This window comes from Mesorhizobium sp. M1322 (assembly GCF_040318085.1).
Classification (GTDB): Bacteria; Pseudomonadota; Alphaproteobacteria; order Rhizobiales; family Rhizobiaceae; genus Mesorhizobium.
On record NZ_JAMYLP010000090.1, the window covers coordinates 1 to 23,097 of the forward strand.

Annotated in this window: 22 protein-coding genes, 2 pseudogenes and 1 riboswitch; of the genes and pseudogenes, 13 read left to right on the forward strand and 11 right to left on the reverse strand. The window is 62.2% G+C overall.

Going from position 1 to position 23,097, the window contains the following annotated elements; genetic code table 11:
• Window positions 1–274: 274 nt before the first annotated feature.
• From NKH12_RS24905 to NKH12_RS24930, 6 genes are all read left to right on the forward strand, one after another.
• Window positions 275–1,495: a sedoheptulose 7-phosphate cyclase gene (locus tag NKH12_RS24905; protein WP_352955588.1), complete on the forward strand. Its 1,221-nt coding sequence runs from the start codon at window positions 275–277 to the stop codon at window positions 1,493–1,495.
• A 154-nt stretch (window positions 1,496–1,649) separates the two neighbouring features.
• The gene (locus NKH12_RS24910; RefSeq protein WP_352955589.1) at window positions 1,650–2,873 is read left to right on the forward strand and encodes a family 4 glycosyl hydrolase; all 1,224 of its coding nucleotides are present in this window, start codon (window positions 1,650–1,652) and stop codon (window positions 2,871–2,873) included.
• A gap of 2 nt (window positions 2,874–2,875) precedes the next feature.
• The gene (locus tag NKH12_RS24915; protein WP_352955590.1) at window positions 2,876–3,952 is read left to right on the forward strand and encodes an ROK family protein; all 1,077 of its coding nucleotides are present in this window, start codon (window positions 2,876–2,878) and stop codon (window positions 3,950–3,952) included.
• Window positions 3,939–4,997: an alcohol dehydrogenase catalytic domain-containing protein gene (locus NKH12_RS24920; RefSeq protein ID WP_352955591.1), complete on the forward strand. Its 1,059-nt coding sequence runs from the start codon at window positions 3,939–3,941 to the stop codon at window positions 4,995–4,997. The genes NKH12_RS24915 and NKH12_RS24920 overlap by 14 nt, the downstream gene beginning before the upstream one ends.
• A gap of 2 nt (window positions 4,998–4,999) precedes the next feature.
• Complete coding sequence (locus NKH12_RS24925) at window positions 5,000–5,911, forward strand: sugar phosphate isomerase/epimerase family protein (protein ID WP_352955592.1); 912 nt, start codon at window positions 5,000–5,002, stop codon at window positions 5,909–5,911.
• Window positions 5,912–5,926: 15 nt separating this feature from the next.
• Window positions 5,927–6,835, forward strand: coding sequence for a hypothetical protein (locus NKH12_RS24930; protein ID WP_352955593.1), 909 nt, complete (start codon window positions 5,927–5,929; stop codon window positions 6,833–6,835).
• Between the two features lie 28 nt (window positions 6,836–6,863).
• Here the strand turns inward: NKH12_RS24930 and NKH12_RS24935 are convergent, their stop codons facing one another.
• Genes NKH12_RS24935 through NKH12_RS24955 form a run of 5 tightly spaced genes read right to left on the reverse strand, consistent with a single transcriptional unit; the run spans window position 6,864 to window position 11,704 of the window.
• Entirely contained in the window at window positions 6,864–7,862 is a 999-nt protein-coding gene (locus tag NKH12_RS24935; RefSeq protein WP_352955594.1) for an NAD-dependent epimerase/dehydratase family protein, read from the reverse strand.
• Entirely contained in the window at window positions 7,859–8,737 is an 879-nt protein-coding gene (locus NKH12_RS24940; RefSeq protein WP_352955595.1) for an NAD-dependent epimerase/dehydratase family protein, read from the reverse strand. Before NKH12_RS24940 ends, NKH12_RS24935 begins: the two co-directional genes overlap by 4 nt.
• Window positions 8,734–9,651, reverse strand: coding sequence for a sugar phosphate nucleotidyltransferase (locus NKH12_RS24945; protein ID WP_352955597.1), 918 nt, complete (start codon window positions 9,649–9,651; stop codon window positions 8,734–8,736). Before NKH12_RS24945 ends, NKH12_RS24940 begins: the two co-directional genes overlap by 4 nt.
• A complete protein-coding gene (locus tag NKH12_RS24950; protein WP_352955598.1) occupies window positions 9,648–10,841 on the reverse strand; it encodes a glycosyltransferase in 1,194 nt (397 codons plus the stop codon). Before NKH12_RS24950 ends, NKH12_RS24945 begins: the two co-directional genes overlap by 4 nt.
• Window positions 10,841–11,704, reverse strand: coding sequence for a class I SAM-dependent methyltransferase (locus NKH12_RS24955; protein ID WP_352955599.1), 864 nt, complete (start codon window positions 11,702–11,704; stop codon window positions 10,841–10,843). The genes NKH12_RS24950 and NKH12_RS24955 overlap by 1 nt, the downstream gene beginning before the upstream one ends.
• An 820-nt stretch (window positions 11,705–12,524) precedes the next feature.
• Between NKH12_RS24955 and NKH12_RS24965 the strand changes: the two genes are divergently transcribed.
• Both NKH12_RS24965 and NKH12_RS24970 read left to right on the forward strand, forming a co-directional pair.
• Window positions 12,525–13,418, forward strand: coding sequence for a LysR family transcriptional regulator (locus NKH12_RS24965; protein WP_352955600.1), 894 nt, complete (start codon window positions 12,525–12,527; stop codon window positions 13,416–13,418).
• A gap of 369 nt (window positions 13,419–13,787) precedes the next feature.
• The gene (locus NKH12_RS24970; RefSeq protein ID WP_352955601.1) at window positions 13,788–14,744 is read left to right on the forward strand and encodes a DMT family transporter; all 957 of its coding nucleotides are present in this window, start codon (window positions 13,788–13,790) and stop codon (window positions 14,742–14,744) included.
• Window positions 14,745–14,888: 144 nt separating this feature from the next.
• On the opposite strand, the gene NKH12_RS24975 is transcribed toward NKH12_RS24970, so the two are convergent.
• The 4 genes from NKH12_RS24975 to NKH12_RS24990 form a co-directional block, all read right to left on the reverse strand.
• Complete coding sequence (locus NKH12_RS24975) at window positions 14,889–15,695, reverse strand: ABC transporter permease (RefSeq protein ID WP_352955602.1); 807 nt, start codon at window positions 15,693–15,695, stop codon at window positions 14,889–14,891.
• A complete protein-coding gene (locus tag NKH12_RS24980) occupies window positions 15,692–16,699 on the reverse strand; it encodes an ATP-binding cassette domain-containing protein (RefSeq protein ID WP_352955603.1) in 1,008 nt (335 codons plus the stop codon). Before NKH12_RS24980 ends, NKH12_RS24975 begins: the two co-directional genes overlap by 4 nt.
• Before the next feature lie 192 nt (window positions 16,700–16,891).
• Complete coding sequence (locus NKH12_RS24985) at window positions 16,892–17,401, reverse strand: superoxide dismutase family protein (protein WP_352955604.1); 510 nt, start codon at window positions 17,399–17,401, stop codon at window positions 16,892–16,894.
• 133 nt (window positions 17,402–17,534) lie between these two features.
• The gene (locus NKH12_RS24990) at window positions 17,535–18,311 is read right to left on the reverse strand and encodes a sulfite exporter TauE/SafE family protein (RefSeq protein ID WP_352955605.1); all 777 of its coding nucleotides are present in this window, start codon (window positions 18,309–18,311) and stop codon (window positions 17,535–17,537) included.
• Window positions 18,312–18,668: 357 nt separating this feature from the next.
• A riboswitch (TPP riboswitch) is annotated at window positions 18,669–18,780 on the forward strand.
• On the opposite strand from NKH12_RS24990, the pseudogene NKH12_RS24995 reads away from it, so the two are divergent.
• The 5 genes and pseudogenes from NKH12_RS24995 to NKH12_RS25015 form a co-directional block, all read left to right on the forward strand.
• Window positions 18,771–18,920 (forward strand): annotated as a pseudogene (locus NKH12_RS24995) (YkoF family thiamine/hydroxymethylpyrimidine-binding protein); the annotation flags it as partial. It overlaps the preceding riboswitch by 10 nt.
• A 77-nt stretch (window positions 18,921–18,997) precedes the next feature.
• Window positions 18,998–19,798, forward strand: a complete 801-nt coding sequence (locus NKH12_RS25000; protein WP_352955606.1) for an ABC transporter permease — start codon at window positions 18,998–19,000, stop codon at window positions 19,796–19,798.
• The gene (locus NKH12_RS25005; RefSeq protein ID WP_352955607.1) at window positions 19,795–20,553 is read left to right on the forward strand and encodes an ABC transporter ATP-binding protein; all 759 of its coding nucleotides are present in this window, start codon (window positions 19,795–19,797) and stop codon (window positions 20,551–20,553) included. The genes NKH12_RS25000 and NKH12_RS25005 overlap by 4 nt, the downstream gene beginning before the upstream one ends.
• 1 nt (window position 20,554) lies before the next feature.
• Window positions 20,555–21,562 carry an ABC transporter substrate-binding protein gene (locus NKH12_RS25010; protein ID WP_352955608.1) on the forward strand — a complete coding sequence of 336 codons (1,008 nt, stop codon included), beginning with the start codon at window positions 20,555–20,557 and terminating at the stop codon, window positions 21,560–21,562.
• Entirely contained in the window at window positions 21,559–21,831 is a 273-nt protein-coding gene (locus NKH12_RS25015; protein WP_352955609.1) for a hypothetical protein, read from the forward strand. The genes NKH12_RS25010 and NKH12_RS25015 overlap by 4 nt, the downstream gene beginning before the upstream one ends.
• On the opposite strand, the gene NKH12_RS25020 is transcribed toward NKH12_RS25015, so the two are convergent.
• Both NKH12_RS25020 and NKH12_RS25025 read right to left on the reverse strand, forming a co-directional pair.
• On the reverse strand, window positions 21,804–22,916 hold the full coding sequence (locus tag NKH12_RS25020) for an AI-2E family transporter (protein ID WP_352955610.1): 1,113 nt from the start codon (window positions 22,914–22,916) through the stop codon (window positions 21,804–21,806). The two genes, NKH12_RS25015 and NKH12_RS25020, sit on opposite strands and share 28 nt — an antisense overlap.
• A gap of 103 nt (window positions 22,917–23,019) precedes the next feature.
• A pseudogene (locus NKH12_RS25025) lies at window positions 23,020–23,097 on the reverse strand (IS5/IS1182 family transposase); the annotation flags it as partial.

The window sequence follows — 23,097 nt, forward strand, 5'->3', positions numbered from 1 at the left end:
TTTCGGTCCAAGGCTTCGTGATCTCCGTCGAATCTCAGCAATCCGACAGAATCACAACCTGCTGAAATCACTCACTCCTTTTTGGATCGGACACTCAGGCTTACGGCTGTGCTTGCTAGTTGTAAGTTCACTTCCCAACGACCTGCCGCATCGGTCGAACGCATGAAGCCTAATAAATTCTTACACAGTATAGGGTAGAGAATGCGGAACGACTTCTGCTGGGTTGCTCTCAAGCATGCCGGTGAGCTGTTCTGCCCGAACATCGGGCTCGATCATGTGGACACCCACCAAAGAGCAGCTTTCCCTCCGGTCTTCCAGTGACCACACCTTCAATGTCACTCTGTTTGAAGGTCTCCACTCGTCGGATTTCTGCGGGTGGATCGAGGCCCATGCCCGTAATCGGACTGTGCTGGCGGTCACCACTCCTACTGTCGAGAGGCTCTATGGAGACGAAATCCGTGCAGCCTTCGCAAGCGTCGGCTTGAAGCCGTCCTGGCTCGTGTTGAACTGCACCGAGCGGACAAAGACTATGAAATCCGTGTTGACCGTTTGTCGCGCAGCCTCAGACGCCGAGATCGATCGCCGGGGCGCGTTGGTGGCGATCGGGGGTGGCGTCTGCTCAGATATCGTTACGCTGGCGGCTTCGATGCTACGCCGGAGTTTGTCTCACCTTCGCATCCCCACCACCTTGATTGGGCAGGTCGATGCCGGAATCGGACTGAAGGGTGGCGTCAATTTCGGTGAAGGCAAGAACTACCTTGGTTGTTTCCACCCACCGGAAGCTGTCGCGGTGATCCCGTCATTGCTCAAGACCCTGGGCGTCGATACGGTCAGGCAGGGGGTGGCCGAGATGATCAAGGTCGCCTGCACCTCCGACACAGATCTCTTCCGGATGATCGAAGAGATTCGCGGAGGTGGGCTGCAGTCCTGGGTCCGCAACGGCGACTCGTTGGCTCACGAGCCCATCCAGCGCGCCATCGCCGCCATGCTGGGAGAGCTTTCGAAGAACCCCTTCGAGGTTACATCCTACGAGAGGGCGGTAGATCTGGGTCACACGATCGCCCATCCGCTTGAAGCTTCGACTCATTACGAGCTCCACCACGGCTTTGCCGTCGCGATCGACCTCGCTTTTTCCAGTGTTCTCGGTTGGCACCTCGGTTGGCTCAGGGAGCAAACGGCCCTGCGCATAGTGGATCTGCTGGTGGCGGTTGGCTTGCCGATCTGGCACGAGCATCTGAACGAAGACTTGGTCTCGAGGTCGTTCCGGGCTGCCGCCAAGCATCGAGGCGGCAATATAAATATGGTGGTTCCGACCGACCTTGGCCGCTATCGCTTCCTCAAGCGGGAAGATCAGTGTCCGCCGGGATTGATACCCGAGGTTCTCAGCTATTTGCGCGCTCGCAGCTGGCAGGAAGCTATTTCTAATAGCGGTTCGGCTCAATATGGGGTGGAACTTCCTGTTGAGGGAAATCTGGCCAGGATTGGCCTGCAATGAGCATAGGGCCTTTCCTTTCAAGGCCACGTCCGGACCGAATTTCAGTTCATGCTGAGGCGCTTGCCGGCGAACTACTGGCGCTGCCGATCCGGTGCATGCCCGACGGGGAGATCGCTTACGTTACCGCGACCATCGGCTCGTCCCGGACGTCCTGATGACGCGGGTCTGCGTCCTTGGCGGGAGTTCGCCCTTCACGGTAGCACTCGTCGATGCGATTGAGGGAAGCAAGGCGTTAAGCCACCGGCTGGGCGAGTGGGTGTTAGTCCTCCAAGGGCGCAACCTGCAAAACCTCGATGCGGTTGCACATTATGCCCGGCACCGGCTGGGAACATTCGGAACCTCGGTCATGTCCACGACAGACCTTGATGCGGCCCTGGCCGATGCCGAGATCGTGATTGTCCAGACGCGCTTCGGCGGGCTTGAGGCGAGGGCCGATGACGAACTCTTCGCAAGCGAGCTCGGATGCATCGCTGACGAAACGTTGGGACCCTGCGGCCTGCTCTCTGCCTTCCGTCAAATACAGCCGGTAGACGATCTCGCGATCCGCATGAAGGCAATCTGTCCCGGTGCCTTCGTCGTGAACATGATCAACCCGCTGAGCCTGACGACGGCCATGATGCTCCGCCACGGCTTGGCCGTGGTCGGCATCTGCGAACTTCCCCTTGCCACACTCCAGGCTTTCGCGAGAGCGCTGCGCATCGATCCGACCGAACTTTGCTGGAGTTACGAGGGCCTCAATCACAGAGGCTTTATCCCCATCGCCAGAACCCGTGACGGGGAGGATCTCCTGCAGCGCGTCCTTCGGTTGGCCCCAGATAGCGCAACGCAGAATTACCGGGACGATATTCTTCGCCTTGGCGCAATTTCCACGAAATACTTCGCTCTTTTCGACGGCAGGTCGAAACACGACAAGGGTCGGGCGGTCGCGCTGATATCTCTGCGAGATGCGATTGCCAAGGCTCTTATCGCGGAGCCTACACAGTGCCCGGCGCAAATAGCAAAGCGTGATATGCCTTGGTATGCGCAAGCTGTCGTACCGCTCGTCGCCGCTCGCGTCGGAGCGCAAGGCTACGATGCCACCATAAACGTCTCAGTGGATGGATCTCTCGTTCACGAGCGGCGAGCCCGCGTTCTCGGTGATCGCATCGATATTCTTGAATCCGCACCAGCGAACGGTCCATTCCGCGACTGGCTCGCGGCCTTCGAATATCACGAACGATTGTGCCTGGCAGCGCTCGCCGATCCTACACCGCATGCGATCGGCGCAGCGCTCGAGGCCGATCGAATCACGCCTTCCGACAAAGTTCGGACTGCAGCTGCACGAATTTTCCGGACCTGGCGCGATGCTGCCAACAATCCGCCGACAGTGCGAGGCTAGCAATGACCGATAAGGACATTGCTGTCTTTGATATCGGCGGCACACATTTTCGTTCGGCGCTGTGGACCAGTGGAAGGCTGGGCCCAGTGACGCGGCGACCTGCGATCAACTACCTTAACACGGCCCACCACAGCCCCGTCGAACTCCAGGAAGCTTTGGCCGACTATCTGGTGGCCGAAACTGAGCGTCTGCAATTGGAAAGCGGAACCGCGATAGATCATGCCGGCATCTCACTTGGAGCGCCCTTGAATGCTCGTAGCGGTCTTGTGCTGCAATCTGGCCCACTCTGGGGCCCGAGATCAGGACCCTTCGAACTCCAGGCGGCGTTGACACGCCGTCGGCTGGACACCCGCTGGACGATCGCGAATGACGTAACCGCAGGACTGGCATCCTACATACAGACCTGCGATCCGGGGAGCCATTCGCGTATCCTGTTCGTCACGGTGAGCACCGGGATCGGGGCGAGGCTCTACGATTTCGCGCGAGGCGGCGTGCCGGTCGATCCCGTACACGGGATACAGGGCGAAATTGGCCATATCACAGTAGAAGCTTTCTTCCGCGGCACGCGTCTTAAGTTTACCTGTGATTGCGGTGGAGCCGACCACCTGAACGCCTATTCGTCCGGGCGCGGCGTGTTGAAACTACTGCGCGAGTTGTCAGCCCGTTCCCCGGACGCGCTGGCAGCCTCGACGATGGCCGCGGCACGCGACGACGACGATGATGCCATACTCGCGGAGTTCTCGCGCGGGGTAGCGGTCGCTGATGCCCTCGCCTTAGACGTCCTCGCTACGATCACACGACCGCTGGCAACTATTTTCTCGGCGCTCCTGACGCACGATCCGCTACTCGATTCAATTGTTCTCACCGGGGGTGTCGTGGACGCACTCGAACCGGCCTATTCGGCTAGCCTTGATCGGCAATTCCGCGACCACGGATTGTTCCAGATCACTGAATGCGATTCGTCCTATTTCGCCCGTCGGCTCCATGTCGTCGCGCCGGGGGACCTGTCTGGACTTATCGGTGCTGGCCATCTCGCCGAAATGGCGGAGGAGGGGCGAAGCATCCATGTTTTCCGGTGATCGGATCAGCTTGGCCGGATCGAAGTCGCACCTCGCTCTGGTGCGGCCGTCGGGCATGGGTGCCCCGAGACTCGAGCGGGTCCGGACACCCGTGGCGCTGCCGGGTGATTTTGTGTGCCGGACCCTCATTGCCGGCGTCTGCGGGACCGACCTTCAGATTCTGCGCGGCGTGCGCGACGATCCAGCCCGGATCCTTGGCCATGAGGGCGTAGCAGTTGTCGAGGAAGTGGCCGCGAAAGCGGATCAGCGCTGGCTGGGTGCCACGCTTGCAGTGAATCCAACACCTGAGTGGGGCACCGTTGAACTCGGTCATATTCTCGATGGGATGATGCAGCAGCGCTTCCTCGTGCCTGCTCGGTTGCGGTCCTTGGTCGTTTCGTCGCCCGCGGAACTGGCTGCCGATCTCGCTATTCTCGCTGAGCCGCTCGCATCCGTCCTAACTTGCGGAGACATTCTCAAGCGGGTTGCGGAGCCGATCCATGTATTGGTGGTGGGACGAGGTACGATCGGCCAACTCCTTCGTATTGCGCTCAAAACTGCCTGCGCGTCAGTTCGGGGCGTAGTCGTCATAGGGACGAAAGAGACGGCCGGTATTGAGTACGGGGCATTCGACACTGTGATCCTATGTTCCTCGCGCCAGGATGCGGCGGCCGCCCTCACAATCGGACTCGACGCCTTGTGCGACGGTGGCATCGTGCATCTCTTCGGAGGTCTCCCATCCGAGGGTCGAGACCCGCGTCTGCCCGGGGTCAATCTCAGCGAAGTCCGCGCGCGACATACCGGCGGACGTGTCGGTTGGCCGCTTACCGAGCAATGCCAAACAACTATCGGCCACAAGCGAGTGGCGATCACGGGGCACCGCGGTTCTTCCAACGCGATGCTGACCCGGGCAATGCTCGACCTCAGCGCCCGCCCCAATACCTATCGGCCGCTTCTTACGATCGTGACAGATCCGGAGGAAGCTGTCCGCACATTACGCGACGCTGTCGGCCATCCGCCGGTCAGATCCTGGACCAAGCTTGGGATCGACTTACGGAGGTGGTGAACTTGAAGGAACGTCCGTTGACGAGCAACGCGCATGTGACTGCCGCGCAGAGTACCTATCGACCACAAATCGGGGTCGCGCTGTGGAAACTAGGCGATCGGGGCCTGGCCGGCTTTGAAACCGCCGCCGCCGCGGGTCTCGATCACGTTCACATCGACTTGGGTGGCCCGAACCGCGGTCCCGATCTCGCAGATATCGGAGTGCTTGCGGCCTTCGACACGGCATCACGCCGTTTCGCGCTTCCGATCACCGCCCTTGCAGTCAATCGGCTCAACAACCTTGGCCTGACTGCGCCAAAGGGTAGCGAGGAAGCGTTGGAAGTCCGGCGAAGTATCTTGCACGCAATTAGAGTGGCGGACTGTCTGCAGGTGCCCAGGATCATCATTCCGGGCTTTCGCCAGAGCCTCGTTCGGACGCCCGAGGACATGGCTAAAACAGCTGAAGTGCTGCGTTTCGCACTTGGTCCTGCCCAAGCCGCAGGGATTACTTTGGCATACGAAAGCGGGCTCGACTCCGAAGGAACACTCCAACTTCTTCAAGCTGTTGGCCAACCGGGCATTTGCGTACAGTTCGACACGGGAAATCCCGCTATCTACGGGCATTCTGCGGCCTCCAATTGGGCGCGACTTGCTGACGTCGCCTCGCCGGACGTCCACCTTAAGGATGCTTTGTCGGTCGAGGGGGATGTGCCGCTGGGCGACGGTGTAGCCGAACTAGAGCTTACGTTCATTGCATTCGCGCACCAGCCGAGGCCTGCATCCTTCACACTTGAGGGCGACTACAGCGACGATCCTGGACCTCGCATCAGTCGCGACCTCGCTCGCCTGAAGACACTCATCAGGAGGTCGATGTTGTCGGACGGCCTGGACGGCCCCGATGAGCGACGGCACGTCTCTGCTTCAATGTATCGATAGATGGGTGGCTGTATAATGAAATTTATCATTGCGAACGCCTACAGGCTGATTTCTTTCGGCAGTTCAATGATTGCTCTCATGAGCATCCTGTGCGTATCAGCTCTGCTCATTCTATTGATTTATGGCCAAGCCAAACTGTCATCAGAGGAGAATGGCATAACCCTGCATTACACCTCTGGCGGTTCGGCTGCTGCAATCGCGGCCGCGGGCTTCAACCTCGCTGACGTACAATATGTCGAGCAACTCAATGCGCTCCCTCCCGGGATGAAGGGGCTGATCTGGCTTGATGAGACCAGCGGCGTTACGCCGCGTTTCATCGCCAAGGTCAAGCCGTTCATCGGCAACCCGAAGCTGTTCGGCTTTCGCCTCTGTGATGAGCCTGATATCACCGGCAAGTACCACTCCCCGGCAGTTAGCCCGGCAGCCCTCAAAGCCGAGGTCGACTGGATCAAGGCCAATGTGCCCGGGGCCGTGACGTTCGTCACGCTGATGGACATGGGGTCTTTTGAAGCCCCCCACTTCATGAACACATTCAATCCCGCCAACACTGGGATCGATTTCTTCGGTCTCGATCCGTATCCGGTACGCGGCAAGGTTTTCGATTTGGACTTCATCGACAGAACGGTCGAGGCAGCCGTTGCGGCGGGCATCCCGCCCGATAAGATCGTGCCTGTGTTCCAAGCCTTTGGCGGCGGCAACTGGAGGACCTATACCGGCGGGGTCAGAGACGTTTATAGACTGCCGACACCGGATCAGGCGAACCAGATGTTCGCGCGCTGGGCCACCTACTCTCCCAATCCCGTGTTTGACTTTGCCTACGCGTGGGGATCGCAGAACGGCGACACCAAGCTTGGCAGTACCAGCCCAGAGGCGCTAAGCCTTCGCGCGGCGTTCAAGGCACACAACACGGCGCGTTCACAGTAGGCCCGATATCTGTGGACCGTATCCACGGTCACGCCTTAGTTTCCAGTTCGAGATAATAATGCATCACGTCGCCGAGGCTCTGCGGAAGATCGACACGCGGCTGCCAGCCGAGTGCGCGCAGCCGGCTGACATCGACCACCTGCCGCGCCATATCCACCGCCCGTCCCGGCAATTGCGTCAGCGCCGGATCGGCAATCCCAGCCGCGGCGACGAGCAGATCGTAGACGGTAGCGATCTGCGTCTCGCACCCTGACGCCACGTTATAAAAAATATCGTCGGCCCCTGCGAAGCCGATCGCGACCAGTGCACTAGCCACGTCGCGGACGTCGATGAAATCGCGCCACGCGGTCAGCGGACCGAGGGCGATGCCATTACGGCGCCCCACCCTAAGCTCAGTGAGTTGGCTGGCGATGCGGCCGGCGACATGGCGCTCCTCCTGGCCCGGACCGACAACGTTGAAGATGCGCGCCACGCGGCCGTCGATCCTTCCCGCGCGCGTTGCGATCCGCACGATGTCCTCGCTAGTGCGTTTGGTCGCGGCGTATAGGTCGATCGGCTCGGTCGCACCAGTTTCGACCAGCGGCAAGCCCCCACCGCCGAGTTCGCCATAGATTGAGCCCGAGGATCCCAGCACCAGCACCCCACCCTGCACCGCCAGCGCATCGCAGAGATGGCGCGTAACGACAATGTTGTTGGTCACCAGCCGTTCGAACGGTTCGTCGCGCAGCGATCCAGCAAGATGGAAGACGATTTCAGGCGCCGTTTCGGCGATCAGCCGCGCCGCTGCGGCCGCGTCCGATAGGTCGGTGGCGACATAGGCATAATTCGGCCCGTCGGGCACCAGAGCATTTGGCAGCGGCGCAGCGAGCTCGGCGCCGCCGGGATGAATGTGGTGCGTGAAACGTGTCGCGTTGCCCGGCGAACGCCCGACGCCGACCACCCGGCAATCGCCGCGATCGTACAAAGCGCGCACCAGATAGCGGCCGATGAACCCTTGCGCGCCGGTAACCAATATCGTCCGAGTCACGCCATATCACCCAGGCAATCGCGCACGCCATCGGCCAGCGCGATCTCCGCCCGCCAGCCAAGCGTCTCACACGCCAGCGACACATCGGCAACGAGATGCGCGATATCGAGGGTGCGCGATCGGTCGCCCTGCTCCTCGACAATCAGCGCGTCCGGTCCGCCGCCGATTCTCGCGAAGGCGGTGGCGAGCGCGGCGACGTCGGTCCCGGTGCCGGAGGCCATGTTGAGTGTCAGGAGGCCAGGTTCGTCGCGCGCGGCAGCCATCAGCAATCCCCGCGCCAGATCGTCGACATGCAGGTAATCGCGTGTCGTATCGGCCGAGAAGACGCGCATCGGCTGTCGCAGGCGCGCCTGTGCCGCGAGCCGGCCGACCAGCCCGTTCGCGCGCATCCCCGGGCCGTAGACCGAGAAGGGCCGAACAATGGTTGCCGACTCCAGAGCCCCTCGCCGCACCGCACCCGAGACGAGTTGCTCTGCCGCCGCCTTTGCCGCGCCATAGGGCGAGAGGGGCAGGAGCGGCGAGCTCTCCGATACGCACGCGGTGTCCGGGCGACCATAGACCTCGGCCGACGACACATGGACGAAGCGCCGCACGCCGATCCGCTCGGCGGCGGCGAGCAATGTCGCCGTGCCCAGCACATGTGCGCGAGCGAATGCCGCCGGCGCGTCGAACGAGGCCGCGACGGCGCTAGGCCCGGCAAGGTGGACGACCGTGTCGATCCCGGCGAACAACGCCTCCAGCGCCGGCTGGTCGCAAATGTCGATCGCCCCCGCTTCCCCGTCGATCGGGCCGGCATGCGCCACGCACGCATCCGCGCCGATCCGGCGCAGCACCGCCCGGCCGATAAAGCCGTTTGCACCGGTGATGCCGATCACGCCCCCTGCCCCCGTGCGGCGAGGCGGCGGCGCACCAGCTCCGGCAGCTCGTCGCCACTGAGCGCACCCGCCCCGCCGACATGGACCCGCAGCACGCCGGCTTCCGTCATCGCGTCGCAGACGTAGCATACATTGCCGCCCGCGACCCGGATCTCGCGCGCGACCTCCCCCGGCCACCATGCTTCGAAGGCGGCATCGCCCGAGAGCAAGGCTTCGGCGGCGGCCAGCTTGACGGCGTCATTGACGTCGATCCATGAAGCTTGGTGGCGATATAGCCGCACCACCGCGCCACCAGCTATCAACAGATTGGCGGCATCGACTAGGCCGAGCGGCGTGCCCTGCGGCAGGCTGCTCAATGCGGAAGCGGTCACTACCGCAAGCCCGCTGCCGACCAGGATCGGATAGACCGGCTTCTCGCGATAGGCGGTGAGCAGATCAGGATCGTGCGCGTTCACCTCAAGCGCGCCATAGGGCATGCGGAACGGCTCGTCATGCGCTGCCAGCGTCATCGCCGCGCCGGACGCACGGTGCGCGGCGGCCAGCGCCGCCAGATCGAGCGTGGTGAGATTGTCGGCATACACTACCAGCACGTCGCCAGCGTCGCCTGACAACATCGTCGCTGCGCCGAAATTGCCCTGCGGCACCTCCTCGATCAAGGGAGCTAACGCCACGCCCATGCCGGCGGCGCGCGCGACGAAATCGGCGATCCTGTCCGCCTCACGCGCTGCATCGGCACGGGTCAGCGCGATGAAGATGCGACGGCATCCGCCACGCGCCATCATCCAGATGTTGCGCTCGAGCAGGCTAACCCCGCCGACCTCGACCAGCGGCTTGCGCCCGACTACGCCGGAGCGCGCCATGCGCTCGCCCTGCCCGCCGGCCATGATCAGACCGGTCCATGCGTCACCGCTCATAGCGGCGTTTCGATGCCGGTGCGGCGCATCGCTGCCAGCGTCGTCTCCACCATGTGCTGTCGGGTGAAGCCGGACAGGAATCGGGCATAGGCGGCGGTCCGCAGCCGCTCGGCGAGGCCGGGTTCGCGGATCATCCGCTCCAGCGCATCGGCCAGCGGCGCCGGCGCGTGCGGCGGCACGACCAGTCCGTCGATTTCGGGCCGCAGGAAATCGCGCACCCCGACATTGTCGCACGCGACGATCGGGCACCCCGACGACGCGGATTCGAGCAAGGCGGTCTGCAATCCCTCGCGGTACCACGATGGGATGCAGGCGATGTCCGCCCCGGCGTACAGCGCGGTGATGCTCGGCTGATACCCGATGAACGCCACATCGGGATAGGAGCGAGCCCGCGCCAGTTCCGCTTCCGTCAGCGCGTCGGCGCGGCCGCTCATCGGGTTCGAGGTGAACACCATGCGATGCGCCACGCCCCGTTCGGACAGGATGCCCGACGCGGCGGCCGCGTCTAGCACGCCCTTGTCACGCAACAGTCGCCCGGGAACGAGTATCGTCGGCCGCGCGCCGACCGCGCGCGCTTGCTTGTAGGGGAAGTCCTCAGGCATGACGCCGCAGCCGCCGGTGACGATCACGCGGTCCCGTGCGACCCCAGTGCGCCTGATCAGTTCGGCCTTGTCCTCGTGATTGTGGACGATGACGATCGCGCGCCGGCTAGCGAAGACGAAGCGATAAACAACACAGATCAGCCGCGTCGTCAGGCTGTCGCGTTGCGACACCGAGAAGCATGCGCCCAGTCCGGTGACCAGATAGATGGCATGCCGGTTGCTGAACCGAACCCATGGCCCGGCCAGCATGATCGACAGCGCCGACCACAAGATGAACACACTACCCGGGCCGAACAGCGCCGCGCGCGCCGCCATCAAGCAGGCGCGCGCCAGCCGCAAGAGGCTCGGCCGCCCGCGATTGCGCGAGAACGGCATGGTCCGCGTCGCGACGCCTGGCGCCAGCGCATCTCGTGCAGCATCGATCGCCGGCCTGGAATCCCAGCCGGCCGTGGCGAGCCCGTTGTCGTCCGGCGACCACACTTCCACGGCGTGGCCCGCCTCGGCCAACGCGGTGCTGACGTGGTTGAAATCGGAAATCCAGCGCGGCAGCGCGGTGACGATGACGATAATGCGGCGTACCCTGCGCATCACGCGCTCTCGGTCTTGTGCCGGGCGGCTACGAACGCGGTCTGCGGGCCGCCCATCGGGAGCCACCGGCCTATCCCATAGCGCAGGAACATGTGCAGCCGGTAATAAGGCGCGGCCGCCCAGCCCTGCGCGAGAGGGGCGTGGCTATCCGGTGCCGCTGCGACGCGCCGGCTGCCCAGCACCGTACTAAGCGCGGTCGAAAGCCCGACCGGATAGCGTCGCATCGCGATCAGCTTCAGCCCGGCTGCGTCCAGCAAACGCACGATGGCCGGCGCATCGAAGAACCATATATGCGTCGGCATGTTGGGCCGCCCGACAAGCCGCTGCCAGAAGGGCGACAGGTTGGAAAACAGCCCGACCTCGAAGCAGACCGTGCCGCCCGGCGCCACCTTCGCCGCGATCGCCCTCAGCGCCGCCACCGGATCGGGAAAGTGGCTCAGCAGATCGACATGGAAGCTGGTGTCGTAGCGCCCTTCGGGCAGACGGCTTTCCTCGATCAGCGCGCGCTCCACCGTGATGCCCAGCGTGCGTTCGACGCGCGTGGCGCGTTCTTCTGACGGCTCGACCGCCTCCACCATGAAACCGGCCCGGATCGCCGCCGCGGTGAACTCGCCGTCACCGCAGCCGATCTCAAGCAGCCGTCCACGCCGGGTGAATGCCTTCACCCAGTCGACCCGCGCACGTGCTGGCGCGGAATAATAGATGCGGTGGTGATGATCGATCGCCGCGTCCATCGGATGGGCCGGCAGCGGATCGATATAGATGACCCCGCACGCGCACTGACGGCCGCTATACTCGCCTTCGCGCAACGCCACCGGACCGGCATTGGTCCGGCAGATTGGACAGGCGCCCGATCGTTGCAAGTTTACTTCCCTCCATACCGCCATCATCATACAGGCAGCGGGACGCTTCACTGACATCTATCTGGATGATGCCGTCGTCTATAAAGCCGTCTTATAGGCGGCGTTCAGACAAGCCCGATCCGCGCTGGATCAGAGTTCATCGGCAGGCGTCGCATGCCAGCCCTGATCCCGTTCGGTCCAGTGGATGATACTGACTTGTCGATATTTTCCAGAATGAAGCACGACCGCTTGCGCAGTAGGTCCTAGCGGCATCAAGATGGGTCCTTCACGCGCAGCAACGAAGAAAATACCGCAATTTTTCTGAACGTGGGGAAAGGCGGTAGTGCTCTCCCGTTACCACCTTAGACGTTTAACTGACTTATAATTGGGTTTTTCCGGGAAAGAGGCGGAAAAAATGGCTCCGGCGTTAGTCCGGGTTCTGACCGCCTTGGTGCCGCCAAGCGCCAGCCATCACCCGACGACTGGTAACAGAGATCGACTGGCGTGATCGGTAGCGCACGGATACGCCGCCCTGGGGCGTGGAAGATGGCGTTTGCGATTGCCAACGCGACGCCGACCATTGCGATTTCGCCAAGGCCTTTTACGCCGACAGGATTCATGTACGGTCTTCCTTGTCGACGACGATCACGTCGATGACAGGCGGCGCGTCTGCGTGACCGGCACGGCATATTCGGCGAAGTCGGCGTTCGTGACGTGCCCGTTGCGGTTGTCGGATCACCGAGGCCTGATCCGTTTAGGACATTCCACTTCGATCGTGCCCGCGTGCAACTCGTTCCACTATCTTGTATAATGAGTATCGACTTATCGGGATGAGCCATAAATGCAGCGCGGAAGACTTGATATGCTTCTGGCCTTTCTGGCCGTCGCACGGGAAGGCAGCTTCACGCGGGCCGCCGCGCAGCTCGGAATTTCGCAGTCCACCCTGAGCCACACGATCCGCGGACTCGAAGAGCGCCTGGGCCTTCGACTGCTGACCCGCACAACCCGCAGCGTTTCGGTTACGGAGGCAGGCGAGCGCCTGCTGCGCAACATCGGCCCGCATTTTGAGGAGATCGAGACCGAACTCGACGCATTGAGCGAGTTGCGGGAGAAGCCAGCCGGCACCATTCGCCTCACCGCCAGTGATCACGCATTCAACTCCGTGATCTGGCCGAAGCTGGCGAAGCTCCTGCCGGACTACCCCGAGATCATGGTCGAGACCTTCCTCGACAACGCACTGACGGATATTGCTGTAGAACGGTTCGACGCAGGCGTGCGAATGGGAGAGCAGGTTGCAAAGGACATGATCGCCGTGCGCGTCGGACCCGATATTCGCTTCGCCGTCGTTGGCGCGAAATCGTATTTCGCCAAGCGGCCGCCGCCAACGACGCCGCAAGAGCTAACCGGTCACATTTGCATCAACCAGCGCTTTTCCACCAATGGCGGGCTGTGGGCCTGGGATTTCGAGCGAGACGGTCGCGAACTGAAGGTGCGGGTGGACGGCCAGATCGTCCTGAATGGCACCGCCGAGATTCTCGAAGCTGCGCTGGATGGTTTCGGCCTCGCCTATGTGCCGCAGGACGTGGCGGAGCCCCATCTTGAGAGCGGTCGCCTTATCCGGGTGCTTGACGAGTGGTCCCCGCCTTGGCCAGGATATTACCTCTATTATCCCAGCCGCCGTCAAACGTCCCCCGCTTTCGCTCTTCTCATTGACGCGCTTCGACACAAAAGCTGATTTATGTCGGTTCACCACCCAGCTTCGAAGGGCCGGTTATAAGGCTCAGGTCGGGCGTTGCCAGCTCGTGGCCCACGCAGACGTTCAACTGCTCGGACTAATTTTCTGAAAAGCGCCGCGTTGCGGACCAGCCTGTGAATTGAAAAGCCCGCGCCTCCGGGAGAGGTCGCGGGCTGTGATCGGCGGGAGGATCCGATCTGGCAGCATTTGTCTACGGGAATAATGCTGCAGGAGCCGAACTTTCGTCGCTGGCCTGTGTTCCACACCGGAAAACAAAAAAACCGCCGCACAAGGATTGGTGACTAGCTGACGTTGCTGCTCGGCAAGACGCAGTAATCTTGCTAAGATCGGCGGTGGGAGGAGACGGACATGCAATCGCTGCCGATAGCCCATCCAACCGTAGCCAAGGCGACTGCCGGCGTATCGCTTCCTCTCGCCTATTCCACCGCGACGCTCTGCTGGCTCCTGTCCGCCGGCGTCTACATCGCAGCCAAGTGGGTTGCCCCCGAAATGCCGCCTTGGGCGCTCTGCTTCTGGCGGCTGGCGCTCGCCTGCGCGATCCTGCTGCCTATCGTCCATCGTCATCACGGGGCGATGCTCGTGCTGATCCAGTCCCGGGCGATCGAGGTCTTGGCCATCGGCGCGATCGGGCTGACCCTCTGTCAGGGTATGATCTACACGGGCCTCAACTACACCGACGCGACGACCGCCGGCATTATCATGGCCCTGTCGCCGATCATGACCATGGTGCTTGCCCGCTACGTGCTCGGCGAGCCCCTCGGCGTCTGGAAGGCGCTTGGCGCGCTGCTCGCCCTGGTCGGGATGGTGGTGATCGTAGCGCGCGGCGACCTTACCGCGCTGATGCGGCTCCAGTTCAATCCCGGCGAGTTGTGGATCGTCGGCAGCGCGTTTTGCTGGGGCCTCTACACCGTGCTGCTGCGTCGCTCCAAATTCGCTATCGAGCTTCTGCCGATGGTGGTCCTGCTGCTAGGAGCCGGCGCTCTGGCCGCACTGCCCCTTTATCTCTGGGAACTGTTTTCCGGGGAGCGTTCGGCGCTGCATGCGAACGGCCTTCTGGCACTCGCCTATGTCGCTGGCCCGGGCGGCGCTCTGATGTATTACCTCTACAACCGCAGCGTCGAGACGCTTGGCGCCGGGCGCGCCAGCATGCTGCTCTATCTGCAGACTGTCTTCGTCGCCGTGCTCGCTTATCTTTTCCTTGGGGAAGGCTTGCACGACTACGACCTCGCCGGCGCTGCCTTTATCGTCGCCGGCCTGCTGCTGGCCGCGATCAAGCCGAGGCAGCGCACGGTGCATGTCGCGTAGGGAATATCCGCATCGCCGATTCCGAGACGGCGCTTAGCGATCAAGAGCCGAGGGCGCATCACGCGGCGCGGACGACCTTTTCTGCTACGCCGGCCTGTCGGCGATCGCCTCATGCAATCAGGATCGCGACCGTTTGGGCCCCTCTCACCTTCTGAGATACAGCCATAGCGTCGTCGGCGCCAGGATCGCGGTCAGCGCCACCGGCGCGATCAGCGCGAGGATAACCTGACCGAGTGTCGCCCCGCCAGCCATCAGCCCGCGCAGCGCCGTCGTCATCAGCGACACTGGATTGACTTCGACGAAGGCCCGCAGCCAATCCGGCATGGTGCCGGGGTCGACCATGATGTTGGAGGCGAAGACGAGCGGGAACAGGAAGGTAAAACCGAGCGTCATCACCGTGGTTGGCGTGCGGATCAGCAGGCCGAGCACGATGAATACCCAGCCCATGCCGAACCCGATGGCGATCAGCATAGCGAAGGCGGCAAGCACGCCGGAGATGCCCGCCTCGGGCCGGTAGCCGAGGATCAGCCTGATCGTGAGAATGATCGAGGCGGCAATCAAATGGCGCAGGATGTCACCCACCATCAGGCCGGCGAACGGAGACAGCGACCAAATCGGCAACGATCGGAAGCGGTCGAATAAGCCCTTGCCGAGGTCGGTCGACAATCCCATGCCCGAATAGACTGCGTTGAACACCACGGTCTGGACCAAGATGCCGGGTAGGAAGAACTGCAGGTATTCGCCAGGCGAACCGGCGAGTGCGCCGCCGAAGACGAAGGTGAAGAGCAGGGTGAACATGATCGGAGTCATCACCAGATCGAAGAGCTGCTCCGGCACATGCTTGAATTTCAGCACCGCGCGCCATCCGAAGACCAGCGCGTTGGAAAGGGCTGATGGGGTCTTAGGTCGGGCGACGCTTTGCAGCCGCTGCAGGGATGTTGTGTCGATCATGACTTGTCGTCCTTCCGGCTTTCACCCAGGCCCGGCCGGCCCGTCAGCGCGAAGAAGACCTCCTCGAGGCTGGGCTGACCCATGGAGAAATCCGACAGCTCGATGCCGGCGGCGACCAGATCGGCCAGCGCCTCGTTGGCGGCCTTCGCCGCGCCAGCAAGGACGGAGAGTTCCGCGCCTTCGGCACTGCGTTGGACAGGATGTTCCAGCCGGCGTTCCAGAATGGTCGCCGCCTGGTCCAGCCGTGCGACATCGGCGAGCGCGACATGGAGAAAGCCGGAGCCGGTGGCCGCCTTCAGTTCGCGGCTGGTGCCCTCGGCGATTTTCCTGCCGTGGTCGATGACGGCGATGCGCGCTGCGAGTTGATCGGCCTCTTCGAGATATTGCGTGGTGAGCAGGATGGTGACGCCGGCCTCAGCGAGGCCGCGGATCATGCCCCAGACATCCTTGCGGGCGTTCGGGTCGAGGCCTGTAGTCGGCTCGTCAAGGAACAGCACGCCCGGCGTGACGACCAGCGAGGCGGCTATGTCGAGCCGCCTTCGCATGCCACCCGAATAATCCCTCACCTGCTTCGTCGCCGCTTCGGACAAGCCGAAAGCCGCGAGCAGGTCGTCCGCACGGGCCTTCGCGGCGCGACCGCGAAAACCCCAGAGTCGGGCGAGCAGGACGAGGTTCTCCCGGCCCGTCAGGTCCTCGTCGAGCGAAGCGAACTGCCCGGTCATGGCGATTGCCGCCCGGACCGCATGCGGGGCTTGTACGAGATCGTGCCCCATCACGGTCGCCGAGCCGGCGTCGGGGCGCGACAGCGTCGCGAGCATCCGCATCAGCGTTGTCTTGCCGGCGCCGTTCGGACCCAGGATGGCGAAAATCATGCCGCGCGGCACATCGAGATCGATACCATCGACCGCTCGCAGCTTGCCGAATGTCTTGACCAGGCCGCGGGCGGAAATGGCTGACTGGGCAAGAGCCATGGAGGGCACGCGCATAGAAGAAGTATCGTTCATGCAATCATCCGGCAGTCGCAAAATGAAGGCCAACTTCGGCGCGATGGCTTGCTTCGTCAATTCCCCTGCAGGCGCACGAGCTTACTGGCTGGTCTATCCTCGTGCCAGAGACTCCGACCACCTACCTGGCCGCCGAGCTGAAGCGCCGGTCAGATCATATGTCGGACAGGTCGCTACTCATTTCGGGGTTTCTCACTCGATCACGGCACAGGCCTGACGGTTTCCGGCATCACCGGCAGGCTGGCTTTTGTAGTCGTCCTGTCCGCCATGGATCATCAATGCCTTGCCTCGTATCGCCGTATCTCCACCATCCAGCTTGACCACGCTGTTGAAAGCCTGGGCACGCAAAACGCCGTCGGCGCCGACCCGCTGATTTGGCATATCGCCCGCGTGCGGGCCTTTCCCAGTGAGATATCCATGTTCGGCATTCGTCGGATTGAAGTGCCCACCGGCCGAGGCATGGCCGGTCTGATGGTCGCACTTTCCGGTTTCGTGAACATGGAATGCCACCCATTCCCCCACCGGCAGTCCTGTTATCTCCAACGCTATCAGCACGCCGTGCGCCGTCTCGGTCAGCGTGGCCCTTCCGTTCTTCTCGCCAGCCATGTTGACGAATTCGGCTTTCGCGGTCGCGGTGTCCTGAGCCGCTGCAGGCATCGCGACCGCCAGCGCCAACCCTGTTGCTACAACCAAATTTTTCATCGACTCGGCCTCCGGTTGTCCAAGGCGTCCAAACGACAAAGGGGTCTCTTCGTTCCATTTGGAACGTGAGTTTTTTGTCTCGGTGCGGCCGCCAGGAAAGCGACGCAGACCACCTTTTCGATGTGTCTTCAGTTTACACCAGTTCGAAGAGTTGCGCGGTTTGCCAGCCTGCCAGCAGTATGATGAGAATGCCAACGAGCCTGAGAAGCGTCTTTTCTGCGATTGACTTCACCATCAATCCGGCCATCGGCGCTGCAATCACGCCGCCAAGGATCAAGCCGGCAACGGCAATTAGATTTTCTGCCAGCTCTCCTGCCTCCTCCCAATGGCCCGTTAGCGAGGCAAACAAGAAGGTCAGAGATACCGACAACGTGATGAGAAACTCGCTGGCATTAACCGTACCGATGACGTAGCGGGGCCTCCCGCCAAAGCCGAGAAGGCCCGTCGTTACGATGGATCCCCATCCGCCACCCCCTGCCGCATCGAGAAATCCACCCCCAAGTCCAAGCGGAGCTACCGCACCTGCAGGTACCGGATTGCTTGGGATCCGCCGGAATGAACGGAACAGGAGCCAAGCTCCGACGAGCGCAAGGTATGTGGTCACATATGGCTTCATGACGGCCCCTTCAAACGACGTAAGCACAAAAGCGCCGAGAACGCCGCCGAGAACGCCAAATGGCATCAGCCGCCAGAAAAGTTTCCAGTCAACGTTGCGGTGATAGAGGTGAGCCGAACCCGAGGCCGCGGTGGTAAACAGCTCAGCCGCGTGAACTGAAGCCGAAGCGTGTGCAGGAGAAACGCCAAACCCCAGCAGTGTTGTCGAGCAAACCACGCCGTAGGCCATGCCGAGAGCCCCGTCCACAGCTTGCGCTACAAACCCCACGAGCGCAAAAAGAATGAATTCTTGCATTTGGCTCTCCAACAAAGCGCGGTTGTAATTGGCGAAAGAGAAACCCGCTGCCTCAACGTATGCAATTTATGCCTTCATGCTTCCACAATTCACCAAACGCCTGGCATCGATAATGGTGACGACGAATGGGAAACTGTCCGCTCGATCGACGCCTTCCTTACACTTTCAAAGTCATTAGCTTCTCAGAGCATTCAGGCGATCTCGAACACGATGCTGGGTTGGCACCCTCTCAAGTTGAAGCCGCGCATCGACCTTCCTCGAAAGACCACGCCAGTCGCTCAAGCCGCACCTCCGCCGACCTGAGGTTTCACAGGTCGGACGCAGGCTTGCAGCTCTACCCCATATCTGTTTAATTGCCGCCATCCACAGGGGTGCTCCGTATCGTCGGGGCTGAGAGATGGGCTGCTAGCCCGTAAACCCTAGAGCTGATCTGGATAATACCAGCGGAGCGAGGCGGTGATGTTTTCTGACGCACAGATTTTCCTTTATCCGACAACCGGCGATTTCGTCGGCGTCATCATCTCCGCACTCGATGCGCTCGAGCCTTGTCGCGATCGGTTGCGCATAGGCACAGACGATATTTCGACGCTGCCGGTCGGCCCGCTCGATGGCCATGTCACGATCGAGCTTACGGTTTCGGCCAACAGCCCGACCCTGCGCTGATCTTTTCGCGCGAGAGGTCTCGCATGTCCCAACCTTTCTCCGCCGCACCGCGAATCGCAGCCTTGTTCGCCAAGGTCGGACCGGCCTTGCTATCGGTCGGCGCGCTAGTTTTGGCTTGGGAGCTCTATGCGCGCATCTCGGGCATCTCGCCCACCACGCTGCCCGCGCCGTCACGCGTCCTCGCCCAGGCCATCCAGCAGCGCCAGGCGCTGTTCGACAACACCGTGCCGACGATCAGCGCTACATTGGCGGGTTTCGCCTGCTCGCTGGCCGTTGCCTTCATCCTTTCGGTGCTGATCGACTTCTTCAAGCCGCTGCGCCGCGCCCTGTTCCCGGTGTTCATCATCAGCCAGACGCTGCCGCTGGTGGCGATCGCCCCGCTGGTCGTTCTCTGGTTCGGCTTCGGGCTTACGCCGAAGATCATGCTGGTCGCCCTCGTGACTTTCTTTCCCATGCTGGTCGCGCTGGTGCAGGGTTACGAATCGACGGATCGAGACATTTCGGCGCTTCTGAGTTCGATGGGCGCTTCCCGCATGCGCATTTTCCTGCTGGCCCGCCTGCCCTCCTCGCTGCCCTATTTCTTCGCCGGACTGCGCATCTCGATCACCTATGCCGTGGTGGGCGCCATCTTCGCCGAATATGCCGGTGCTGCCAAAGGGCTCGGCATCTACATGCTCAACGCCAAGAACAATTTCCAGCCCGATCTCGTGCTGGCGGCCGTGCTGGTCAGCGCCTTGCTCACCCTGGTCCTGTTTGCCGCTACGGTGCTGATCCAGCGCGCCGCCGCGCCATGGGAGCGGCTCGATGGCGCACGAAAATCATGAGCAGGCGGCTGGAGCTGCGCCAAGTCAGCAAGCGTTTTGGCGACATCGACGTGCTTGCCGGCATCACCCTGCATGTCGAGCCGGGCGAATTCGTTTCAATCCTCGGCCCCTCTGGAGCCGGCAAGTCCACTATCTTCAGGTTGCTGACGGGCAGTCTCGAAGGCCACGCCGGCGATGTCGACTTCGATGGGCGGCCACTGGCCGACGCGCGCCGACCTTTTGCCTTCATGCCGCAGCACGATGCCCTGATGCCTTGGCGCACAGTTATCGACAACACCGCGCTCGGCCTGGAAGTGCAGGGCATGTCCCGCAAGGCGGCGCGCGGCAAGGTGGCGCCACTCTTCGGCGAATTCGGCCTTGCGGGCTTCGAGCAAAAATATCCGGCGCAGCTCTCGGGCGGAATGCGCCAGCGCGCCGCGCTGTTGCGTACCGTCGTGCAGGATCGCGCCATGCTGTTGCTCGACGAACCGTTCGGCGCACTCGACGCCCTCACGCGCACCGGCATGCAGCGCTGGCTTCAGACGATGTGGGACCGACACCGCTGGACCGTCCTGCTGGTCACCCACGATGTCCGCGAGGCGGTCTTGCTGTCCGACCGCATCTATGTGCTGAGCGCCCGCCCTGCCCGCGTGCTGCGCGAAATCGCCATACCTCTTCCGCGCCCGCGCAAGGATCTTGCCTCGCCGAAAGCCAGCGCCATCGAAGCCGACATCCTCGATACCCTTCTCGATCCACAGCTCGCCCAAAGGACATGACATGCTTTCCAGACGCCTCTTCATCGCTGCCGCATTGATCACCGGGCTCGGACCCGTCACGTCCGTCTCAGCCGAGCAGACTGTCACCGTCGCACTCGATTGGACGCCGAACACAAATCATGTCGGGCTCTATGTCGCCCAGGCGAAAGGCTTCTACGCCGAGGCGGGGCTCGACGTGCAGATCCTGCCCTACAGCGACACTGCGGCCGGTACGCTGATCGCCAACCGCGTGGCCGATTTCGGTATACTGGGATCCATAGGATTGTTTACCCAACGCACGGCCGGCGCCGACCTCGTCGCCACCTACGCCATCGTGCAGACAGAAACCGGCAGGCTGGTGTTCAACGCCGACCGCGCCGATATACAGTCCCCCAGGGACCTGGACGGCCTGACCTATGGCGGTTTCGGCAGCGCCTGGGAGAATGCGCTGATCGGCACCATCATCCGCCATGATGGCGGCGAGGGCAAATTCGAAACAGTGACGCTGGGCACCTCCGCCTATGAGGCCTTGGCCAATGGCGCAGTCGATTTTACGCTCGAAGTCTACACTTGGGAGGGGATCAAAGCGGAACTTGACGACAAGGCTCAGCGCGCCTTCCGTTACGCGGATTTCGGCGTGCCCGACCAACACACCAATCTCATTGGCTCGAGCCTTGCCTACCTCGAGAAGAACAAGGACACGGCGACGGCGTTCATCGCCGCGACCAGGCGCGGCTACGCGTTCGCCGTCGAACATCCGCAAGAAGCGGCTGATATCCTGATCGCAGCAAACAGCGACATGCTGACCGACCGCCCGTTGATCGAAGCATCACTGAAGGCGCTGGTCGACGGCCACTACCTGCAAAGCCCGGCCGGCGCGATCGGCACGATCGATCCCGCAAAGATGGTGGCTATCGGCGACTACTTGTTCAAGGCCGGCGCCCTGCGCGACGGCGATGGGGATCCGGTCAGTGAGCGACCCGATTTCGCGGCCTATTACACCAACGCCTATCTGGCCGGCGAAAAATGAGCCCGCCGCGGCGCATGCATCTCAATGCCGTGATCTTTGGCCTCGGCAGTCACGAGGCGGGTTGGCGCATCCCCGAAAGCGACCCGCTTGCCTCGACCAGCCTCGACTATTGGGTCGACCCGCAAAGCTTCATCGATGACGTGATGCCTTTGCTGGAGCGTTCGGTAAGCCCACCCTTCGTGAGCGATACGGCCTTCCAACTCTTTAGGTCTAGAATTGAACTGGTCGCGCGTGGCGGTGCTTACTCACGACCGGGCGCGCGGCTCTGACGTGATGGCTTCGTGTCGCGCTTTGACGCCGGTTCCGCCTCGGGTTGGTCGTTCAATCGTTTCTTGACGATGTCAATGAGGCTGATGGTGACCGCTATCACCGCAGGGCCAAGGACGAGTCCGGATGCTCCGAAGAGGACGATGCCCCCGATCGCGCCGATAAAGGCCACCACTGTGTGGAGCCGCAGCCGGCTCCCGACAAGCATCGGATAGAGCAGATTGTCGATGCCGGCGACGGCGCCGCCGCCCCAGACCGTCAGGATCGCTGCGCTCGCCCAAGCCCCTTCCAGCGCGAGATAGATCGCTGCCGGCACCCAGATAACAAAAGCGCCGAGCACTGGCACGATGGCAAGAAGTCCCATTACCAAGCCCCAGAAAACTGGAGTGGGCAGGCCGAGCCACCAGAACATCAGACCGCCCAGCGTTCCCTGCACGGCGGCGACGAGCACGGTGCCTATCACGATCGCATGTACCGTCTCGGCAAGGCGGGACAGCAAATATGCCGTCTCCGATGCACGTAGGGGCGAGAGACGCTCGATTCCGCGCAGGGCGGGTTCACGGTCCCGCAGGAAATAGAACAGCAGATAGAATGTCAGCACGAACATCACGGCCTGGTTGATCGAGCCGCGCAACAGCGATGTGCTTTGTCCCGTCAGCCATTGTACAAATGCGGCGACCGTGCCGGCCGGATCGATCTGGTTCTCGATCCACTGGCCAACCGCCGAAAGCCTGGGATAGCCCGACAAGAAGGCATCTGTGTTCCAACCCCGGATGACCTCTTCCATATAGGTGGCGCCGTTTACCGCCTCGCGAACAAGCTGCTGTGCCACGAAGATGAGCGGCAGGCCGACTGCAACCGCCGCGATGCTGACCGACATCAGTGCGGCCAGGTTCTGATTCCCGAGCCTTTCCTCGACCCGTCGATGAGCCGGATACAGGACGATTGCCAACACCACCGCCCAGGTCAACGCGGGCAAAAAAGGCAACGCCAAGAGATAGCAGACATACAGACCGATCGCCGTCGCGGCCAGGATGCCGAGCAATCTCATTTGCTTCATATCGGGCATCTGTTTCAGGTCGGGCATCTCTCGCCGTCTCGCAAACCAAGCGAGCCTAGTGGATTTTCCGACAAAATGGCAGCTTCCGTTGCGCACCCCACATCTAGACTAGACTAGGCCGTGTGGACAGTTACCGCAACCATAGGACAATAGCCGCGAGAGTGACAACGGCGCGGTAATTGCGGGCGGTTTTCTCGAAGCGGGTTGC

Excerpts from the sequence above, each read along its gene's own strand:
- NKH12_RS24990 (WP_352955605.1), bottom strand. The coding sequence starts at position 18,311 with ATGCAAGAATTCATTCTTTTTGCGCTCGTGGGGTTTGTAGCGCAAGCT.
- NKH12_RS24945 (WP_352955597.1), bottom strand. The coding sequence starts at position 9,651 with ATGAGCGGTGACGCATGGACCGGTCTGATCATGGCCGGCGGGCAGGGC.
- NKH12_RS25010 (WP_352955608.1), top strand. The coding sequence starts at position 20,555 with ATGCTTTCCAGACGCCTCTTCATCGCTGCCGCATTGATCACCGGGCTC.
- NKH12_RS25005 (WP_352955607.1), top strand. The coding sequence starts at position 19,795 with ATGAGCAGGCGGCTGGAGCTGCGCCAAGTCAGCAAGCGTTTTGGCGAC.
- NKH12_RS24975 (WP_352955602.1), bottom strand. The coding sequence starts at position 15,695 with ATGATCGACACAACATCCCTGCAGCGGCTGCAAAGCGTCGCCCGACCT.
- NKH12_RS24980 (WP_352955603.1), bottom strand. The coding sequence starts at position 16,699 with ATGAACGATACTTCTTCTATGCGCGTGCCCTCCATGGCTCTTGCCCAG.
- NKH12_RS24965 (WP_352955600.1), top strand. The coding sequence starts at position 12,525 with ATGCAGCGCGGAAGACTTGATATGCTTCTGGCCTTTCTGGCCGTCGCA.
- NKH12_RS24910 (WP_352955589.1), top strand. The coding sequence starts at position 1,650 with ATGACGCGGGTCTGCGTCCTTGGCGGGAGTTCGCCCTTCACGGTAGCA.
- NKH12_RS25000 (WP_352955606.1), top strand. The coding sequence starts at position 18,998 with ATGTCCCAACCTTTCTCCGCCGCACCGCGAATCGCAGCCTTGTTCGCC.
- NKH12_RS24905 (WP_352955588.1), top strand. The coding sequence starts at position 275 with ATGTGGACACCCACCAAAGAGCAGCTTTCCCTCCGGTCTTCCAGTGAC.
- NKH12_RS24970 (WP_352955601.1), top strand. The coding sequence starts at position 13,788 with ATGCAATCGCTGCCGATAGCCCATCCAACCGTAGCCAAGGCGACTGCC.
- NKH12_RS24950 (WP_352955598.1), bottom strand. The coding sequence starts at position 10,841 with ATGCGCAGGGTACGCCGCATTATCGTCATCGTCACCGCGCTGCCGCGC.
- NKH12_RS24985 (WP_352955604.1), bottom strand. The coding sequence starts at position 17,401 with ATGAAAAATTTGGTTGTAGCAACAGGGTTGGCGCTGGCGGTCGCGATG.
- NKH12_RS25020 (WP_352955610.1), bottom strand. The coding sequence starts at position 22,916 with ATGCCCGACCTGAAACAGATGCCCGATATGAAGCAAATGAGATTGCTC.
- NKH12_RS24930 (WP_352955593.1), top strand. The coding sequence starts at position 5,927 with ATGAAATTTATCATTGCGAACGCCTACAGGCTGATTTCTTTCGGCAGT.
- NKH12_RS24915 (WP_352955590.1), top strand. The coding sequence starts at position 2,876 with ATGACCGATAAGGACATTGCTGTCTTTGATATCGGCGGCACACATTTT.
- NKH12_RS25015 (WP_352955609.1), top strand. The coding sequence starts at position 21,559 with ATGAGCCCGCCGCGGCGCATGCATCTCAATGCCGTGATCTTTGGCCTC.
- NKH12_RS24920 (WP_352955591.1), top strand. The coding sequence starts at position 3,939 with ATGTTTTCCGGTGATCGGATCAGCTTGGCCGGATCGAAGTCGCACCTC.